Source organism: Streptomyces sp. NPDC059582, assembly GCF_042735715.1.
Lineage (GTDB): Bacteria > Actinomycetota > Actinomycetes > Streptomycetales > Streptomycetaceae > Streptomyces.
In genome coordinates, this window is sequence record NZ_JBHWCC010000038.1 from 78,393 (window position 1) to 97,935 (window position 19,543).

Below are 19,543 nucleotides of genomic sequence, written 5' to 3' on the forward strand. Positions count from 1 at the left end.
GCGTCTCATTATCAACAACCCGACTTCCCCAACTCGGGCAGCGCACGGACAATTTGACGAACACCCACAACACGGAGGAGACATCACGGTGGCCGAGGTCGTACTGGTGCACGGAATCGGCCCCGAGGGACAGACCGAAGAGGAACTGACAACCGCCTGGACCACCACGCTCGCCCACACCCTGCGCGAGCACGGCTATGCCCGGCACGCCGACCGCATGGACACCGGCGCCACATCCGTGGCGATGGCGTACTACCGCGATCTCTTCTCACGCTACGCACCCAAAGACGACCTGGACGTCCCCTTCCCCGAGGACATGGCCCTCGCCGCCGAGATGACGGGCGAGGACATCATGGACAACATCCGCCGCAACGCCTCCGATCCGGCCGAGCGCGACGAGGCCGCGCGCGAACTGGACTGGCTGCGCGCGGAAGTCGGCCCCGAACAGGGCCCGTTCGAACCGGTGCGCCTCGTCGTCTCCATGCTGGGCCGGCTCGGCCCGGTCGCCCGCTCCGGCTTCGCCACCCTCAGCCGGTACGGCATCTTCCACCTCGGCCAGGTGGCCGCCTACCTCGACGACGAGACGGTACGCGAACGGGCGATCGAGTCCGTCCTGTCCCAGGTGACACCCCACACCAGAGCCGTGGTCGCCCACTCGCTGGGCACGGTCGTCGCCTACGAAGCCCTCCACCGGCTCGACCAGCCGCTGCCGCTGCTCCTTACGTTCGGCTCACCGCTGGGGATGCGCTCGATCGTCCACAAACGCCTGCGCCCCCTGCCGATGCACAGCCCGGCCCAGGTGAAACGCTGGGTGAACGTCGCCGACCGCGACGACTTCGTCGTGTCCACCCTCAAACTGAGGAACCTCCTCCCCGAGACGGACGACGTACTGGAGCCCACCGTGCTGGTGAAGAACTCCAATACCGATCCGCACGCCGCGACCGAGTACCTGCGGCACCGCGAGACGATCGAACCGCTGGCAGGCGTCCTGTGACCTGCTCCTGGTGATCAGCGTGGCGCTCCCGCCACCCCGGACTGCTCCCTCGCAGCGGAAACCCCGGGGCATCCGCATGGACGATGTACGGATGGCCTGCTGCCTTGCCGCTTGGTAGGTCGTTCGGGCGCTGATCCTCCCCGATGGCCATGAGACGGATCCGGCTACGACTCCTCTTGGGTATCCATCTCGAACCACACGGTCTTCCCCCTGCCGCTGGGTGAGTTCCCCCAGGAGGAAGCCAGGGCAGACACGATCACCAGCCCCCGACCCCCTTCGGCCTTGTCCTCGTCCGGACCGAGGTCCACGAGCATGGCAGGGTGGGAGTCACTGTCCCGTACTTCCATCCGGAGGTGGTCGGGGTACTTGCGCAGACATACGTCGACGTCGCTGTCCCCGTGGACGATCGCGTTGGTGACGACCTCCGATGCGAGCACCTCGGCGGAATCGGACAGCGAAGCCAGATGCCAGCTGTCCAGGGACGTGGTGAGGAAACGCCGGGCGCTCCGCACGCCCTGGTAGTCGTGGCGGTGCAGGTGGAGTCGTCTGATGGATTCCTGGACCTCCCTCGCGGGTCCTTCGTACCGCAGCAGCAGAAGAGCGGCGTCGTCCACCCGCCGGGCCTGTCCGACACCTGAGCCCATCAGTCCGTCGCCGAGCCGTTCCAGTTCATCACCGGAGTCCGCGACGGCGGCTTCCAGCGTTTCCCGGGCCAGCTCGCCACCCCTGCCGGACACGCCATCCGTGTAGAGAACCAGCAGCGTTCCCGGTTCCATGGTGAGGATGTCGGCCTGATACGACGGACTCGGCTCGACTCCCAGCGGGACACCTACATCGGTCGCTGCCGCCAGGTAAGCACCGCCAGCGGTTCGTATCAGCGGGCGCGGATGACCGGCGCTGACGACCTGGGCCGTGCCTGTCTCGGGGTCGAGCCAGACGCAGCAGCAGGTCGCGAAGTGATCTGTCTCCAAGTCGATCATCAGGCGATTCGCGCGGTACAGCACCGTGCTCGGGTCGTGGCCTTCCATCGCATAGCTGCGCACCGCACTGCCGAGCTGCCCCATCACCACGGCTGCTGCCGTGTTGTGGCCCTCGACGTCGCCGATCACCGCGGCCACTTCGCCGCTGGGGAGCGTGAACATGTCGTACCAGTCGCCTCCGAGCTCGATCGCGCCGGTGGGCGGCTCGTACCGGCTCGTGGTCAGCACACCCGCGAGCTGGGGAAGCATCCGGGGCAGCAGGGCTTCCTGCAGCTTCTGTGCCAACGCGTGGCTGGCGTCGTAGAGCTGGGTGCGTTCGAGTGTCTGGCCGAGCAACGTCGACAGGGTGGACAGGGGCGACAGTCGCGTGGTGATCAGGCGGTGCTTGGGTGCGAGTCCGACCGAGCATGTGCCCAGTACGTGGTCTCCCGCAAGCAGCGGGAGAACAACCCACACGTACTCGTCACGGCCGTCCGCTGTCATGTGGCCTTGCCCGGGCAACTGGCCTTGCTCTCCTGCCTCGTAGATGAGCTGCTTCCGGTGCGTGATGGCTTCGGTCTCAGGGGACTTCGGGTTGACGGAGCTTCCGTTGACGGATTTCAGGTACTCCTTCGAGCAGCCCGATGCGCCCACCACATGGAGCCGGTCGCCCTCGATCAGGCTGATGGCCACCGCCTGGGCCCCGAATCCGAAGACCAGTCGCTCGATCGTCAGCGCGATCGCGTCCCTCGTATGCACGACAGGCATCAGGGAGACGGCCAGTTTGTGCAGGTGAAAAATGAAGGGTGCGCTCCATTCGATCGGCGATCCGTCCCCTTCCCGGGAGGAGGCCCCGCCGGTCTCCGCAGCGGCACCGGTCTCCAGGGAGACCACCAGCGGAAGCTTCGGAGGAGACAGAGAGACACCGCGGCCGGAAAGGCGGTCCAACTCGACCGAGAGATGCTCCGCCGCTTCACGCAGGTAATCCGTATCGTCCGCGCGCACCTCTTGGACGTGGTGCGGCAAGAACGCCATCAAAGCGCCGAACCTCTGCTCTCCGGCTGCCAGCGGTGCGGCGGTCACGATGTGCGGAGCAGCCGCGTAAACCCCGAAATCGAGATGCCGTGCCGCTACGTCGTAGGAGTGGGCCGTGCAGACCCGCCGCGTTCGGTAGGCCCGGACGGAGGGAAGGGCCAGGTCCTCGGTCGGCAGACGCTCGGGTACGACCAAGCCCAAGGGTGAGGTGGCGACGGCCACAGCCGCCAGCATCGGTTCACCGGGTACGGCCAGATAGACCGCGACGGCTGACGCGCGCAGGTCGCGCATACAGCGGCGAGCCGCTGACACGCAGATGCTGTCGAGGCCCTCCGCGTCCGTCGTGTTGCCGGCGCGGGGCCACGACCGAGAAGAGGATGCCGGAGTCCGCATGTCACTCGCCCCAGTGCTTCACAACACCTTCGTTCACCGTACTACGGGCCACCCCGCCAGGCTCGTCACGGAGAGGCGCAGCCTGGAGGCCGGGCGCAGGGCGGCGTGACACTGCGGGATCATGCCGCCCTGCCTTCCTTCTGGGCTCGCCCCAGCCATTCGCAGGGTTGTGGCACCCAGGGGAACCGGATGTGGCTTTCATACCGCTGCCGTCCATGGCTTCCAAGGCTTGACCGCCCGGTTCCCCACGACGACCCGGCCGCCGACGGGGAAGTGTGAACCTGTCGCCGAGTAGGGCAATGCCGGCGAGGTCGTCCGTGGTACGCGAGGCACGTACGAACGACTGGAGCGCGATGAGCCGGATACGGGCGGGGACCGACCTGCGGGAAGACCCACCACCACACGCTGATCCTGGATGCCGAAGGCGACACGCTGCTGTCGCGGCGGTCGCCCACGACGAGCCGGAACTCCTCCGGCTGATCGCCGACGTCCTGGAGACCGCCGACGGCGACCAGGCGACCTGGGCGATGGACATGACCGGTGGTGAACCGGTCTGCTGATCGAACTGCCGGTCAACCACGGCCAGGAACTCGTCTACAGGGGACTCGCCGGTCGTGGGGCTGTTGCACAGGCGAAGGCCGGCGAGGGCTTCGATCGTGTCGGGACCCGGGTGAGGATGGGATGATCCTGTCCCCTCCGGTACACCTGGCGACGCCACGTGTACCGGATCGCCGGTGACCGACGAGGAAGACGAAGGATCGATGACGCTGAACGTGGGCCAACGGGTGCGGCTGGCGGCGGATCTCCGGTTGGCCGGGTCGGTGACCCCGGCCGGGGAGCCTCCTGAGGAGACGGGTGCCTTCGCCGCCTCTCTGGCCCTGGCAGCAGGCATCGCGGGCACCGTGGAGCGTGTGGACGAGCATCACCGGCAGCAGAGCCACGAGGTCCGTGAGTACCTGCGCCTCAAGTCGCTCCTCGACGACTTCGGCCACCAGATGCCGTCGGCGAGCAGAAAGCAACTAGGTGAACAGGTAGGGGCCTTGGAAGAGCAGTGGGTCGCCTACCAGCGACGGATGCTCCGCGTCACGGTCCGTGTCCGGCTCGACAACGGATTCGTCCTCGACGATGTCCCCGAGGAGGCTTTCGCCACCGCCTGACCAGGCGTCGGGGCGCTCGCTTCCTGTTGTCCGCCGACGTCAGACAGCTGACACACGTGACGGGTGCTGGGTCGCCGCATGCACACCACGGCCGCCCGCAGGAGCGCACTCCCTCCTCGGGCGGCCGGACCGCAGGGGCGGCGACGGGGCGAGCGGTCGTTGAGAGTTCGACGCGCTCGGTGGACAGGGGGACAGCATGGTCCACTTCCCTGGCATCGCCCCAGGCCCACAGGGGCTGGTCGGTTCCTCAGCAGAACTTGTCAGCCGCTTCCGCGGCTCCCGCGTTCCAGCCCTTCTCCCAGGTTGCGGTGTGGGGGGCGATGCCTTGCGGTTCCTTGGCCTGACAGTTCGCCTTGACCGCTTTGAAGCCAGCGGTGAATCCTGCTGCGCGCTCCTCGTCCTTCTGCGACTGTTCGCCCTTCGCCTTGGCGCACTTGATGGTGTCCTCGCCGCCATCTACCAGGACGTGGTATTGACCGTTCTTCGCGGCGTCCACGGCGAAGGCGCCGTCGGCGTCCACGGTGAAGTTCCCGATGTGACTCGGTCCGATGAATCCCACCCTCGACCCCTCCGTGAATCCCTCACCCCTGAGCGCGAAGGTGGCCTCGCCTTGGGCATCGGTGTTACGCACGACAGCGCAAACCGCTTTCGAAGGGGCGGCGGCGCTGCTACTCGCGGGTGCCTTGTCGCTCATCGCTTGCGCACCTACAGCCGAGGCGAGCGCGAGCGGCAGTACGAGTGGTGTTGCCAGGAGAGCGAGACGACGTCTGCGGTTCATTGATCCACCCTCGTATGAGCGGGCTGAACTCTGCTCTGCAGCCCTGGTTCTGCACCGTCGCACGGAGCCCATTACCCCCGCGTGACGATGGCATGGAGACCTCAGAATGCTCTGTGGCATCCTCTGGTCAGAAAACCGCTTGATGAGTAGGTGAATTCGAGAGAAGAGCGGTTCGGGGGTTGCGGTTTGGAATATGCATGCTGGACGGTCTCGAAACCGTCATGAGCCGCGGTGGGAACTTCCCTGTTCATTCCAGGCCGCCAGCCCGTCTCTTTCCGCACTGCGCGGACCGCTGCCTCTCCCCGGGACTCTCTGTCTGAGCAGAGTTGGCCCCCTGATCCCTGATGAAGCGGCACTGCAAGATTATCATCCATTGCAGATCGCTGCCCATGGCGGCCGCAGTCAGGTGCCAGAAGCGAACGACCGTGGTGCGCCCACCTAATCGGTTGCGTGGTAAAAGCTGTCAGCATCGCCCACAGCAGCCTGCCCGACCCTACGGATCAGAAGGCCGGCATGTAGCCCGCTGCGATCCGACACACCCCACAGCCGTGCCAGATGCAGACGCCGGCCTCCGTCAACGAGACCGTCTTGCAGTCGAGTTGCCAACCGTCGCACCAGATGACGGCATATCAGGAAACCCGCACAATCCCCCAACCGCTCTCCTGGGACGGATCAGCGTTACGCCGGACGGCGACTCGGAGCCCGCGCTCTTCGTCGCCTGCGTGGACGGGACAATCGTCGGTGAAATCGACCTGGGGATCTCGACGGAGCCCGGAGCGCGCTCCGAAACCGGCGCTCTGTGTGAAGTCGGCACCGGACGAGGGGAGATGAGCGCCTGACGTCCGCTCACACAACTGCGGCGTGTCGGCCCGGCCAGGGTCTCACCTTCGACCCCCTTCTGCACGTCGATGCCGTATGACGCCACGCGGGCGTGCCGGCCGGTGACGTGCCCTGCCCGGTGCCGTCCACGGTCCGGACTTCAGTCGATGAGGGTGCGCAGGACGGGCACACTGCTCCCGGTGCTGAGCACCCCGGCGAGAGCCGCACCGGCGGCTGACGCCCCGCTCAGGAACGTGAGGCAGCCGACGACCAGGCCGATGACGAACCCCGCCAAGAGGACGATGGCGGTGTGCTGTGTCACGAACGTACGAGGCTGCTGCCTCGGCTCGGGCGGATCCGGCGGCGTAGGCGCGGGTGCGGAACTCACTTACTGCTCCAGGGATGTTGACGCGTGGGACGCCCGCTCTTACGTCACGTCGCGGTCAATACCCCACGGCTTGCCCGCGTCCCGGCCGCACTCAAAAAATTCTTGGAGAAGTCCGTGGGGTACCCCGCGGAGAGCGACTTACAAGGGGGCGGCGTAGGCGACCCCCACTCGACGAAGGTGAGGGTAGACCGGACGACGACCGAAAGGGAGAAGGGGATGCAGGGCGACGGTGCGGGCAGGCAGTCCGCAGCCGCGCGCGCCCGGGACCTACAACCTTCCGGCCGGCGCTCAACACAGGATCCGGGCGCGCCCGTGTCCGAAGAGGACTTGCACCGGCTGCGCGGCCGTCACAGTCGCGAGGCCCGACGGCTGCAGGAGAGCATCGACCGCAGGATGAGTGATCAGCAGGTCCTGGAGGTGCTGGCCCGGGACGGCTTTCGGGGGCCGCGGTACGACCAGTTCGTGAACGAGCTGGTCCGCTACGGGATCTCGGTGCTGCGGGGATGGATGCACTCCGGGTTCATCTTCCACCTGGTCGCCGAGCGCGGCTTCGGCCTCAACCCCCACGAGCGCGACCTGGAGAGACTGGCCTCGGACAGCGACCTGCGTGAACAGCTGGCGATCATGGTCGTGGCCCTTGCCCTGCCCCGATTCACGCAGCGCGCACTTGTCGAGGGCGGCTGGACCTACGAGGGGGGCGCGAGCATCACCACCTACTTCATGGGCGCCTGCCTGTACGACTTTCCCAACGAATTCCGCCGCTGTCGCACCGCCGAGGAACGAGAGCACCAAGCCCTCAGGCAGCAGAAGCAGATGTACGAAGACCCCGTCACCCAGCTGAGCGTGGCCGGCGAAGTGCTGAGCAAATTGGAGGTACTCGAGCACCTCAACGAGATCGGCGACCCGCGCACACAGGCGGTCGTGGCCCTGACCATCGACGGACACTCCCAAGAAGAGATCTACGAGCTCCTGGGAACGGAGTCGGTCCGAGCCGTCGAGGCCGTGCTCTACCGGTGGCGGAAAAGACAGAAGCGCGACAGGGAAGCAGGTGACCCGCATGGCCGGCCATGACGACGATGACTTCGACGCGCTCCTTGCAAAGTCGTCCCTGGGCGGATCAGGCGCCCGACAGCTACGCGAGAGGACACCGCCCAGCCAGGCCCGCTCCGTCGGAAAAATCATCGAGCTGCGTCATCACCTGCACCCTGACGGTGATCGGGAGGCCGTCCAGCCACCTCCCAAGCTCCCGCTCTCCTTCGAGATCTTCTACCTGGGACACCAGGAGTTCTTCCACGACTTCGCCGAAATCCAGCTCGGAAGCCGCCAACTCGCCGCACAAGTGGTTCACCACGCCTTCCTGGAAATCCTTGGAGCATGGGACCAGCTGCTGACACAGGACGGCATCGAGCAGCAAGCCCTGGAGGTCCTTCGACGCTGCGTCAACGGCAGGGCACTCACCCGGGATCTCCAGGCGATCCGCAGCCAGCTGGAGATCAGCAGCAGCGACCACGGACTGTACGACGCAATCCTGGAGCTGCCCGAGCGGCAGTTCACCGTCATTGTCATGCGTTACCTGCTCAGCTACACGACCCAGCAGATCGCCCACCACACGGGATTGGACGTACGCACCGTTGACCACCACGTGCGCAGAGCCAAGGAACGCCTCCGTGTCCAGCTACGTCTGCCGGCCGATACCGACAAAGCCAGGAAGAGCGCACAGTGAAGCCTGCAGACGTCCATCGACGCGGACGCCCGGCCGTCTACCAGGACCGTGCCCGGCGCGGACAGCCGTCGTCCTGGCGACTTCGGAGGTCCACAAGCCACGCGCGCCAGCGCCGAGCGCGGAGGCTCCCGCCAACGCCTACTCGGCCGGGTCCTCGTCCGCATCCCGTACCGCCTTCTTGACCGCCTGCTCCAACTCGTTGCGGTCGGCCTTGGTTTCGGCCGCGTGCTCAGTGATCGCGGCCTGGACCGCGACGGAGGCTGCCCGCCACACCTGCCACTGCTCCTCGTACTCAGGGCCGGCCAGACCGGCCATCCGGGCCCGTTCCTCTTCGGCGGTGCGTTCCAGTCTGATCAGCTCATCGGGGATGTCCACGGCGGGATCCTAGATCGGGGACGCGGAAGCCCCTGCGCGACCCGCGCGGCAGCACCCGTGCGTTGTCGGTGGCCGCCCGCCTTGAAGACCGCAGCGAGAAGCAGCCGGGCAAGAAAGCCGGGACGAAGAAGACGGTCGCGGCCCCGCCGGCGAAGCCGACGGCGGCTCGCAAACCGCGCTGCACCTGAACTGCCGCCTGGTGGGCGGTTCGTTCGGCCCTGTCACACAGATCGTGGGCGGCCGGGGAGCCGTGGGCCGGGGGTGTTGCCCCGACCAGGGGGCTAGCTCATCGCGCAGGCGCCTGGAGAGCCTCTTGCCCGTCGGCTCTTGTCCGGCTCTGCTCACGTTCAACAGCAGCGTCCCGAACGACACGCCGGCGCCGATCGAGGCCCGGCTGCTGCCGCCTGACAACGTCCACACGCCACCCCGAAACAGAATCCGATCAGGGTAAAGAATCGGGCTAAATAACAGGGTAAGTACTGCTAGTGTTCGGGTGGAGGTAGTCACCTATGCCAGCCAGCGAGGAAGAGTTGTTCGCGTCGGTGGACGCGCTGCTGGAGGAGGAGCCGCAGCTGCCGTCTCCGGCGGAGCGTGCCCGGCTGCGTGAGGCTGCCGGTATCACCCAGGCGCGTCTGGCGAGTGCGTTGCGGACCACCACGCAGACGGTGAAGAACTGGGAGAACGGCCGGTCCGAGCCGAGGACGCCGCGTCTGGAGGCGTACCAGCGGCTGTTGAACGGCTGGGCGGCCAAGTACCCCGCACACGGCACGCCCGTTGCCACGCCCGCTCCGGCCGTCGCTCCCCACCCGCAGGTGCCGGAGACGTTCCTCGGTCCCGCCGCCCCGAGTCCGGCCGCCCCCAAGTCCGCCGAGGCGGAGAGCGCCGTGCCGGTCGAGGCCCCGGTCGCTCAGGTGCGCGTGGCCCGTCCGGTCGTGACGTCGCGCCGTCCGGCGTCAGCTACGGCGGCGAAGCCCGTGCTGGACTCGCGGTTCCCGCACGGTCCGCTGGCGGTGTTGGACGGCGATGGTTCCGCCTACGCCACCGGTGGCATCGTGCTGGACTGCCCGGCCACCTCGGTGCCGGAGTTGGTGGAGTGGACGCTGGCCGAGTCGGGTCTGGGCGCGGCGCGGCTGCACCGTAACGGCAAGGACGGTGACCCGCTGATCGTGCTCACCGCGGCGGCCGCGGTGAAGCTGGGGCTGCCGGAGCGGCTGGAGGGCCACGAGCAGCGCCGTTCCCTGCGTCTGCCGGAGGATCATCCGGTGGTCCGGCAGGTGAAGAAGGCGAAGTGGCAGCTCACCCAGCGCGGTTTCGGCCCGTGGGCACGCATCTACCGCAAGGCCGAGGGCAGCCAACGCCAGTGCGTACAGCTCGCGCTTTTGTCCTGGGACGCCCTCGATGAACGGTCCTGGCCGGGCGTTGCGGAGATGGAGCCGGCCGACATTGCCCGCGTCCTGGGCGTCTACGCGACCCGGGTCATCACCCCGCGCGGCTCCACGGCCGTGTCGGGCCTGGAGCTGATGACGGCGCTGCGCCCGCCCACGAAGGCCGTGCAGGACCGGGCGAGCGGCAACTGGATCTCCGGCCACAATCCGGGCTCGCTGGGGACGCAGCCGATGGACCCGGCGCCGCCGGAGGCCACCCTCGAGCACCCCGTGGTCGTGAACAGCGGCTGGAGCGGCGGTTTCCTGAACGAGGAGGCGTATCAGTGGGTGCGGTCGGTAGAGACGCTCACGGATGAGGAGTGCACGCTGCCCTTCGCGGTGGGATTGGACCTGAACACGGCGTTCCTCGCGGCCGCATCCCGCCTGACCGTCGGCCTCTCCGCCCCGGACTACTTCCGCGCCCCGCAGTTCAACCCGAAGATCCCCGGCTCGTGGCTGGTCGACCTCTCCCACATCGACCTGGACCCGCGCCTGCCCAGCCCGTTCACCCCGACGGGCGAGCGTCCGACGGGCCCGGCCTGGTATCAGACACACACCGTCGCCTACGCCCAGGAACTCGGCCACAACGTCGCCCCGTTGGAGGCGTACCTGCGCCGCGAGACCGGCGCGTATCTGGATCCGTGGCACGACCGGCTCAGGACCGCCTACGTCGACACCCTCGCCGACCTCGGCGTCACCAAAGACCTGGACGACACGGAGTTCCTGGCGGCGATGGAACAGCACAAGCAGGCCGACCCGGCCCTGGCCGCCGTCCTGGTCGCCATCAAAGCCACGGTGAAGGGCGGCGTGGGCAAGCTGCGTGAGCGCCCGCAGGGCAAGAACTACCGGCAGGGGGAGCGGTGGCCGGCCCTGGAGCGGCCGACCTGGCGCCCCGACATCCGCGCCGCCGTCATCTCCAAAGCCCGGGTCAACATGCACCGCAAACTCACCAACATGGCGAAGCTGACCGGCCTGTTCCCGCTGGCCGTGCTGTCCGACTGCGTGGTCTACCCGAGCCCCGGCGACAGCCCCCTCGACTTCCTGCCGTACGCGGCGTCGGGCAAGGCACAGCCGGGCGGGTTCCGTCTCGGGGCGACGCCGGGGCTGGCGAAGCTGGAGGGTGTGCAGTCGATGCTGTGGGCGGTCGACCTGATGGAGCAGGGCTTCAACCCGGCCCGGCACATCAAGGGCGGCGACGCCGTCCTGGACGAAGGGGAGTAACCGGTGGGGGAGATCGACGACGCGATCGAACGCGCCGACCGCGAGGCGTTCACCCGCGAGCCACCCAAGACCCTCAAGGGCCGCATCGGCTACCTGATCAAACAGCTGGGCAGCGCGAAAGCCGTCGCCCAGGAAATCGGAGTCACCGCCGACTCCGTCAACCGCTACCGCCGCGGCGCCCGCAAACACGCACGCCCCGACGTCGCCGCCAAAATCGAGAACGCAGTACGGGCCCGCTGGCAGCCCCAGGTCCGCAAGCGCCGCCGCCGGCAAGCGGCCACGACGGGCGGGATCACGGTGGAGACCCGGGCCCGCTTCGGCTACACCGCACCGGTCGGCACGACCGACGACGGCCGCTTCCGCCGCCTCACCGTCCACCTCCCCCCGGCCTACGCACAACGCCTCTTCGACGCACGCGACGCCGGAGCCGGCGACCAGCAGCTGCGCGAGATCGTCGCCGAAGGGCTGAAGGACGTGTACTTCCAGGACGGCGGCACCCGCGCCATGGGCCTCTCCGACGTCGCCCTCACCGACATCGACTACCTCGACCTGGACTTCTGAGGGATGCGCCGCTCATGTCGCGAAGCCGGCTACCGTTAGTGCCTGTCAGTACCGTTTTGCTCCGTCCTGGCGGCGGACTTCGGCGGTGCGTCCTGCCGTGGCGAGCCTGGATGGTGGTCACCGCAGGGTGTTACCCGTCCCGTACAGGGCGGTGCGCTGGCGCCGATCCGTTCGGCCGGTTCACCGCCATTCATGAATGCCCCCAGATGCCCGGAAATAGCCGAACGGGACCCTCAGTCTGCGGGAAGGGTCTTCTGGGGCATGGCGTCGTCCTTGCCTTCAATGGGATGGGGGGTGGTGGCGGGGGAGGCGGCTTCACGGTCGGCCTTGTCAATCTCAGCCACCAGCCTGCGGGACTCTTGCCACAGCTGCCACATTGTGGACACCCGAAGCGGCACCACTTGAAGGACCAAGACCCTGACGACGGGGGCTACGACCAGCATTGCTAGCCCCGCGCCCGTGGCTGCCATACCGAAGACAGCAAGATCGGGATCGGCTGTCGGTTCTTGCTGACCGAGCCACCACAGCATGCGGATCTCGGTGACGACCATTAGCCCCGTGGTTATGCACCACCAGCCTGCGACCAGCATCGTCGCGATGAACTTGCTGCCCATGAAGCCGGACAGCACTCGGGCATTGGCGAAGCGCACGTCGTCCCTGGCTAAGCGTTCGATGTGGCTTCTGGCTTCCTTGCGGGCGTCATCGGTCCATTCGTGGCCGCCGCCAGGAACAGTTCTCGCGGCGGCAATGAAGGGCGCAAGGACTTCCGCCCACCATGTGCGCGTCTGCTGCTCGAAGGCCCGCATCTCCACGACAGCCGCCAGCAGGATCACAGGCAGCACTACGGCGATGGATTCGGCGTATGTCTCGCTCATTTGCATCGCAACACTTTGGCAGTGCATGACAGGCCCTGTACGCGAAAGTGACGATTCAATGTGCTAACGGGGTTCTGACACCGGCTTTGGCCGCAGTTCCGGGAGCCCGGAGGCCGGGCTCCCGGACGATGACTGCCGCTGTGGTCAGCCGCCCGGTTGAACCCAGGCGAATACCGGTTCGGCGCCCTCCGATCACGTTGACGCACCATCGTAATCCGGGGGTCCGCTGTCGCCGTCGTTGTTTCCAGCACCACGCCCGTAGTCGCGGCCACTCTGCTGGCGGCCCCTGGTGCGGCCAAGCTCGCCCCTCCGGACGACGCCGGCTACTAAGTGCGCACAGGAGAAGGGTGGGGCACCGCACGCGGTGCCCCACCCGCCGTACCCGCTATTCGACGTTTACGCCGTGGGCTCGGGCGAGTCCGTCGAGTCCGTCTGCCCAGCCCTGGCCGAAGGCGCGGAGTTTCCACACGAGTTCACCGCTGACATTGTGCCGATACAGCTCGCGATGACCACGGCGCGGATGTCCGGGTTTGCGGGTGGGCTGAAGGTCCAGCCGGTGCCGGTCACGCATTCCATGGCCAGGGCGGCGTGGGTGAGTGATCCGCAGGTCAAGCCGGTGTCGACGTCCATGTTGATGGCGACGACGACACGCTGGACTCGGTCGGGCAGGGCGGACAGATGGATGACGGCGCGTTCGGCGGTGTCATCGGGGCCATGGCCCCGATCTCCCGTATCTCGGTCACATGCCCACACTTGATTGCGGAGGGCGCGTTGAGTAGGAACAACGTGGTTCTGGCTCCGTTCCCGGCCCGGAAATCGGCACAAGGGTCACGGCTGTGACCAGGGAGTTTCCAGTTTCAAGATCCACCGATTGTCCCTTTGGTGCGTATATCAGCCACCCCGAAGTACACGCGCAACCCGCCGCTCGGGGTCCGCACAGTCAGAGTCTCCGGGACGGCTTCATCGAGGACCCACGGAGCGTCTCGCCGTGATTCCTGGACCGCGGCAGACCTGGAACGGAACGGTTTCAGAAGCGGAATGGACAGGCTATTCCCCCTGTTGGCAGACTCCCGACTCCGCGCCGCGCTCAATTGGCGTGCAGGCCGCCAAAACTGACGAAGGATCAGCCGTGAACTGGGACAACACCCCGTTGCCGCATCGGATAGGCCCGTACCGCATTGTCGGACGGCTCGGCCGGGGCGGCATGGGCGAGGTCTACATCGCCCGCAGCCCCGGCGGCATGAAGGTCGCAGTGAAGGTGATCCGGCCGCAGCGCGCCGACGATGCCGAGTTCCGCCGCCGTTTCGCCCGCGAGGTGCAGGCCGCCCGCCAGGTCAACAGCGCCTACACCGCAGCCGTCGTGAACGCCGACGCCGAGGCCGACGAGCCGTGGCTTGCCACCGTCCATGTGGCCGGAGTCTCCCTCGACCAGGCCCTGAGGCAGCATGGGCCGTGGCCCGCGTCGTCGGTACGAGCCCTCGGCGCCGGACTGGTGGAGGCACTCTCCGCAATCCACGCGGCCGGTGTCGTCCACCGCGACCTCAAGCCGTCGAACGTCATCCTGACCTCGAACGGCCCGCGCGTCATCGACTTCGGCATCTCCGCAGTGGCCGGCGCCACCACGATGACCGCCCCCGGCGCATTCGTCGGCACCCCGGGCTTCGCGTCACCGGAGCAGATTCAGGACCAGCCCATCGGGCCCGCCTCCGACATCTTCTCGCTCGGAGTGCTGCTCGCCCACACTGCCACTGGGCACAACCCCTTCGGCCGGCACACCACCGACCCCAGCGTCATCTTTTATCGCACCATGCACGAGCCGCCGACCCTCGACGGCCTGCTGGCCGACCTTCACGCCGTCATTGCGCCCTGCCTGGCAAAGGACCCGGCCGCCAGGCCGACCCCGGCCGCACTGCTGCAGCGACTGGTCGATCCGACCGACGACATGGTCACTGTGCTCGGCACCGATGCCTGGCTGCCGGGCCCAGTGGCCGAGTTGGCCGCCCTGCGCGGCGCCGAACACACCAGTGCCACCCCACGGGCCACCACTCGGCATGCCACCGCACCGGCCATCGAGCAGGTCACGCCCGCCCTCGCGCCAACCGCCGTCGCCACTGTTCGGGACGACACCCCCGAACTGGGCCGGGCCGGAGCCTCAATGAATGGTGACGGCGCCAACCCCGCCGTCCACCAAGCCGACACCGCACCCGCTGCTTCCTCACCCTCCGTATCCCCTCGCGGGCACCGGACGAAGCGCACGCACCGCCGCTGGCTCCTTCCCGGTCTCCCCGCCGCCCTTGCCCTCACACTGCTGGCCTCCGCAGGCTGGTGGTGGACCCAGCGTGAGGACGACCACGGCACTCCGGGTGCCTCCGCCGGATCCACCACGTCTTCATCCACGCCGTCGGCTGTTGCAACGACCCCAAGCACGATTCCCTCGTCTCCTGCCGCCCACCAATCGACGAGCGGAGGATCCCCGAGTGCGCCCACTCGACAGTCCCCGGCCGCAGGTCAACCTGCAAACGGAGGGGCTTCGGCCGCAGTCAGTGCCTCCGCGTCCTACTTCGCCGGGGCTCCGCACTGCCGTCAGCAGATCCCGGTAGACAAGAGCGGTACGCAGCACGCCAAGATCAACCCTTGTATCTCGATTGACAGCAACAACCAGGTGATCATCTGGAGCGACTACACGGCGGAGGAGACCGGAACATTCACCGTGTTCATCTGGCTGGCGGACGCCGCCAACGCCGACCCTGTGACCAGCATCTACACCCGCTGTCCAGTCACCTTCACACACGTGGGCCAGCACCAGACAACGCCCTGTAAGAAGAGCGGCATCACGCCACCCCAGCCAGGAAAATGGATCGCATCGATGGTCGTGGAGCCTGGCACTCCCCAAACGCCCTCCCTGTGGAACACGAACTACAAGGGCACACAGAGCGGGGGTGTGACCTGGGGTGAGTAGTCACCTGGCGGGGATGTCGGCAACGGCTGCATTTGGATCTGGCCCACTTTTGGTGCTGGCTTGACGGAGGGTCACTGTTGTGTCGGCGGCGGTCCGAGGTCACGCGGCCAGGAGGAGGCGCTTGCGCAGGAGGTCCAGACCGGCCCGGCGTTGCGACAAGCCTTGCGCCTAGGGGTTGCGCCAACGGTTGCGCCCCCTGAGGCTGGCCGCCACGTCAGCCCAGGTCACCGGCCCGAAACCGTGTGGTCGGGAGGCCGGACATCCCCCTCTCCCCCCCGCGCCCCAGGACCAGGAAGAGAGAGAAGGTGAAGGGGACGGGCGGGGTGGGGTGGGCGCGCCGCCGGGGGATGGGGCGTCCCGGTCTTCGTTGCGTGTCGGCGGCTGCCGCCACGCTGTGCGCCGGGCCTTCCGGCGCACTCCGGAGGCAGGCGCAAGGAGAATGCGCGGCAGAGGCGGATGGTCGTCGTGGTCCTGACACATATGGCCGCCAACTTGGAATCCCTCACAAGCTGAGGAAACGCCACCGGAGATCACATCGTCACTCCTGTGATGTAGAGAGCCTCCGCAAGAGGATCGGTGGGCGCTTCATGGCCCCGCCGATCCTTCGTCAGCAATCCGAAAATCCGATCAAGGATGTCAGAATGAAGAAGCCCCTGAAGGATCTTCTCCCGCTCTTGGTGGCACTGTTCCTGGCTCATACTTTCCTTCGAGTGCTCGAGGGTCTGAACCATGAGAGGAGTTGGTCTCACGTAATCTTCAGGATCGTGCTATCGGCGACAATTGCCTTGCTCATCGCCGTGGCTGCCGTCCTAGTGAGCCGACGCAGGCAGAAAAGGAAGTCAAGCTCTACACCGAGCAACAAATCCGCCTAGCGCCCCAGCGAATCTTCTATGTTGCCTGTTGGTGCCAGGGGCTCCTGCACTTTTGACTTACGCCGCCCACTCCAGCCCGAGCGCGGCGAGCGCGGAGAGCCTGGCAGCGGTCAGCTTGGCGCGCCTGCTTTTGGTGTTCGACAGCCAGATTCCGAGTTTGACTTCGGTGCCGTCGCTGAGCCGTTCTACGTGCGTTCTGGGGACGGTCACGGTGCCGGTACGGGCCTCGTACTGGGCCAGTGCCGCCATACCGCGCTCGAAGGCCCCTGAAGCGTCTTTGAACGCCTTCGAGGGTGCCTTCTGCAGCGGCAGGGGGACGATGCCGAGCGTCTGCAGGCGTTCGCGCTGGCCGTCCGCCAGCCCCTGCCAGACACCCGGCTGCCGGTTTTTCTGTACCCACTTCCCGACGTCCATCCCATGCACCGTGACCCCCGGCTGAAGCTTGGTCGCCCCGGCCTCCTCGCCCAGCAGTTCGTGTACGGCGGCGTAGTGGCGTTGCCAGTCGGCCGGCCAGTCCGGGTTCCAGTCCGGGTCGATCGCCTCGAGCGCGGCAGCCCAGTCCGGGTGTCCGTTCAGCGCTCCGGGGCGGCGCAGGTTGGACAGCCACTGCCCCAGCGGCCGGTCCAGTGCGGTCGCGGTCCGCGGCGCGCACAACGTCCAGTGCTCTGCGAAGTACACGCGTGCGGCGGCAAGGTTCTCCTGGAACCGTTCGTCCGCCGCGTTCCACACCATGCCGAGTTTCTCCAGCCGGAGCGCGCGCTGACCGTTCATCTGCCCCGCCCCGTACGCCCGCCGCTGCTCCGCCACCCACTGCCCGAGCGGAGTCGCCCCCTCCTTGTGCTCGTACGGCACCCTCGCGTGCCCCTCGCGTTCGGTGTAGCGGCGTAGGGCGGCCCAGCCGCGGGCCCAGTCCTGGCGTTCGGTGTCGATCACGTTGAACGACACCCACTCCGCGACCATCACCGGATCCCGCGGTGCCGCAAACCGCAGCAATAGCCGGGATTCTGCCTCGCCTTCCTCAGGCGCCGCACCGATGGAGACGGACGGCTGCGCAACGTCTTTCTGCGGTTCCTGCGGGATAGCGAGCAGCTCGACGGCCTCTTCATCGTGAGCCCGCAGGCCTTCCAATACTTTCACCAAAGGCCGATACGACCCCGAGGTGAACATGTCTTCCGGCTGCTCACCGGGCTGAAGAAATACCGGCACGATCAGCGACGCCAGTTTCCCCTGCCCGGGCTTCTGCCGCAGAGCACGCCCAATAGCCTGGACGATGTCGTGCGGCGCACCCTTCGGATCGAGCAGAGCGACACTGTCCACGCTCCTGATGTCGACGCCTTCACCCAGGACACGACAGTTGGACAGCACAGCCCGCTGCGCCGTGGACCCGAAGGAACCAAGGACTTCCCGCCGCCGCTGCGGGACATGCTCCCCGCACAGCCAGTCCGCCCACACCGCCCGCGGATACCTCTCGGGCTGGTCCGCGTGCAGCTTCGCCGCCACCCGCTCCAACCCCTCCGCGTACGCCTGCGCCTCCATCGTCCGGTGATGGAACGTGATGCACGTCTGCAGACCGTGCTGCGCCATCGTGTGCAGCAACGCAGCCTGCAACGCTCCCAGCCGCTGCCCCCGTACCTCCTCGCCCTGGCGCTCCTCGCTCATCAGCCGTTCGGGGGTGACGAGGGGGTCCTGGAGCTCCAGGACGATGATCTGGTAGCGGGCGAGCAGACCCCGGGAGACAGCAGAAGCCAAGCTCAGCTTGTACAGCACCGGCCCGAACACCGTCTCGTCGTCCATGGACGCGGCCATCTCCCGCGGCAACGCATCCCGCACACCCTCCGCGACTTCCCACTGTGCCGGCCGCTCCTGCCAGATCCGCGGCGTCGCCGTCAGATACAACCGCCGCGCTGCCGGGATGACGTCCTGGTTGTGCACGGCGGCCCACGCCTTACCCATCGACCCCGACGTGCGGTGCGCCTCATCCACCACCACCAGGTCCAACGGCGCGAGCTGCTGCCCGTAGGCACCCTCGAAGGCCTGCGCGAGGACCCCCAGGCTCGCGTACGTGGCGTAGATGGTCACCGGTCCTGAGCCGTGCCACAGCGCCAGCTGGATCGGGTTCGTGGTGGAGCGCACCCGCAGGTTCCACAACTCCGGATCATCCTGCAGCGAACACACCGCGACAGCCGGCCCGGTGTGCCCGACCTCGTGCCACGCCTGCACGGTCTGGCTCAGCAGATCCAGCGTCGGCACCAGAACAAGCACACGCCCCCTCGGCGCGAGCCGCTTCGCCGCCGCAGCCGCCATAACGGTCTTCCCCGTGCCGCACGCAGCGTGCACCTGCCCGCGCAAGCCACTCACAGGAATACCACCCGGCGGGACATCGAGACCGCGCACAATGGCAGCAACAGCCTCAACCTGATGGTCACGCAGCTTCACGGCCATTCCCGGTGCTCTCCTTTTCGCGGAATGTGACACGCAATATTGGTGGGGGAGTCCGACCCGGCTGGTGTGGTGCCGTCTAATACCAGACTCTACACACTACACACTAGTGATGCATCACGCTTCGATCCGTTACTCGCCCTGGGATTGGCAGGCGATCAAATCCGTCCGATGCCGACGCGTTGTCGTGTTTGACTGCACGAGATCCTCGCACACATCTGGTGCGACTCGGGGTTCGGGTGGAGCGCAGCGGAGCCCGTCACTGCGATGGAGGCCGGCACCGGTCCGCCATGACGATCCGTCACCATCCCACGAGGGGTGATGCTCAGGAACCCCAGAGCGTACACAGGCCCACGAGTGATGCACCCTCATACCTCGCCGCTCCGGCGAAGCCGGAAGGGCGGGAGCGCAGCGGACGCCCCGATATTCGCGCAGCGAATATCCTAATTCGCGCTTGCGCGAATTGCCGCGTTTTGGAATTCCGTTTACGGAATTCAATTCCCGCGCTTGCGCGGGAATTCGGTGGGGGCACAGCCCCCACCGTTCGCTCTGCAGCGGCTTGCCGCTGCAG

Annotated in this window: 14 protein-coding genes and 1 pseudogene; 8 read left to right on the forward strand and 7 right to left on the reverse strand. The window is 67.3% G+C overall.

The window, feature by feature from the left end; translation table 11 throughout:
• Positions 1–88 precede the first annotated feature (88 nt).
• Positions 89–994, forward strand: a complete 906-nt coding sequence (locus tag ACFV0T_RS28355; RefSeq protein ID WP_385784918.1) for a hypothetical protein — start codon at positions 89–91, stop codon at positions 992–994.
• A 164-nt stretch (positions 995–1,158) separates the two neighbouring features.
• Here ACFV0T_RS28355 and ACFV0T_RS28360 read toward each other — a convergent pair whose 3' ends face one another.
• Positions 1,159–3,279 carry a SpoIIE family protein phosphatase gene (locus ACFV0T_RS28360; RefSeq protein ID WP_385784921.1) on the reverse strand — a complete coding sequence of 707 codons (2,121 nt, stop codon included), beginning with the start codon at positions 3,277–3,279 and terminating at the stop codon, positions 1,159–1,161.
• Positions 3,280–3,734: 455 nt separating this feature from the next.
• Here ACFV0T_RS28360 and ACFV0T_RS28365 point away from each other — a divergent pair.
• Together ACFV0T_RS28365 and ACFV0T_RS28370 are read left to right on the forward strand one after the other, a co-directional pair.
• Positions 3,735–3,979 (forward strand): annotated as a pseudogene (locus ACFV0T_RS28365) (transposase); the annotation flags it as partial.
• 136 nt (positions 3,980–4,115) lie between these two features.
• On the forward strand, positions 4,116–4,538 hold the full coding sequence (locus ACFV0T_RS28370; RefSeq protein ID WP_385784923.1) for a hypothetical protein: 423 nt from the start codon (positions 4,116–4,118) through the stop codon (positions 4,536–4,538).
• A 247-nt stretch (positions 4,539–4,785) separates the two neighbouring features.
• Here ACFV0T_RS28370 and ACFV0T_RS28375 read toward each other — a convergent pair whose 3' ends face one another.
• Positions 4,786–5,232, reverse strand: coding sequence for a hypothetical protein (locus ACFV0T_RS28375; protein WP_385784925.1), 447 nt, complete (start codon positions 5,230–5,232; stop codon positions 4,786–4,788).
• Positions 5,233–6,295: 1,063 nt separating this feature from the next.
• The gene (locus ACFV0T_RS28380; protein WP_385784928.1) at positions 6,296–6,457 is read right to left on the reverse strand and encodes a hypothetical protein; all 162 of its coding nucleotides are present in this window, start codon (positions 6,455–6,457) and stop codon (positions 6,296–6,298) included.
• Between the two features lie 378 nt (positions 6,458–6,835).
• Between ACFV0T_RS28380 and ACFV0T_RS28385 the strand changes: the two genes are divergently transcribed.
• A complete protein-coding gene (locus ACFV0T_RS28385; protein WP_385784930.1) occupies positions 6,836–7,594 on the forward strand; it encodes a hypothetical protein in 759 nt (252 codons plus the stop codon).
• Positions 7,581–8,246 carry a sigma-70 family RNA polymerase sigma factor gene (locus ACFV0T_RS28390; RefSeq protein ID WP_385784932.1) on the forward strand — a complete coding sequence of 222 codons (666 nt, stop codon included), beginning with the start codon at positions 7,581–7,583 and terminating at the stop codon, positions 8,244–8,246. Before ACFV0T_RS28385 ends, ACFV0T_RS28390 begins: the two co-directional genes overlap by 14 nt.
• 138 nt (positions 8,247–8,384) lie before the next feature.
• On the opposite strand, the gene ACFV0T_RS28395 is transcribed toward ACFV0T_RS28390, so the two are convergent.
• Complete coding sequence (locus ACFV0T_RS28395) at positions 8,385–8,621, reverse strand: hypothetical protein (protein WP_385784935.1); 237 nt, start codon at positions 8,619–8,621, stop codon at positions 8,385–8,387.
• 509 nt (positions 8,622–9,130) lie between these two features.
• Between ACFV0T_RS28395 and tap the strand changes: the two genes are divergently transcribed.
• Positions 9,131–11,266, forward strand: a complete 2,136-nt coding sequence (tap, locus tag ACFV0T_RS28400; protein ID WP_385784938.1) for a telomere-associated protein Tap — start codon at positions 9,131–9,133, stop codon at positions 11,264–11,266.
• 3 nt (positions 11,267–11,269) lie between these two features.
• The gene (gene tpg, locus ACFV0T_RS28405; protein ID WP_385784940.1) at positions 11,270–11,827 is read left to right on the forward strand and encodes a telomere-protecting terminal protein Tpg; all 558 of its coding nucleotides are present in this window, start codon (positions 11,270–11,272) and stop codon (positions 11,825–11,827) included.
• 233 nt (positions 11,828–12,060) lie between these two features.
• On the opposite strand, the gene ACFV0T_RS28410 is transcribed toward tpg, so the two are convergent.
• The gene (locus tag ACFV0T_RS28410; protein WP_385784942.1) at positions 12,061–12,702 is read right to left on the reverse strand and encodes a hypothetical protein; all 642 of its coding nucleotides are present in this window, start codon (positions 12,700–12,702) and stop codon (positions 12,061–12,063) included.
• A gap of 1,129 nt (positions 12,703–13,831) precedes the next feature.
• On the opposite strand from ACFV0T_RS28410, the gene ACFV0T_RS28415 reads away from it, so the two are divergent.
• Positions 13,832–15,661 (forward strand): serine/threonine-protein kinase, encoded by a 1,830-nt coding sequence (locus ACFV0T_RS28415; RefSeq protein WP_385784945.1) that lies wholly within the window; start codon positions 13,832–13,834, stop codon positions 15,659–15,661.
• Positions 15,662–16,191: 530 nt separating this feature from the next.
• Here the strand turns inward: ACFV0T_RS28415 and ACFV0T_RS28420 are convergent.
• Complete coding sequence (locus tag ACFV0T_RS28420; protein WP_385784948.1) at positions 16,192–16,359, reverse strand: hypothetical protein; 168 nt, start codon at positions 16,357–16,359, stop codon at positions 16,192–16,194.
• A 231-nt stretch (positions 16,360–16,590) separates the two neighbouring features.
• Entirely contained in the window at positions 16,591–18,975 is a 2,385-nt protein-coding gene (locus ACFV0T_RS28425) for a Helicase associated domain protein (protein WP_385784950.1), read from the reverse strand.
• Positions 18,976–19,543: the final 568 nt, after the last annotated feature.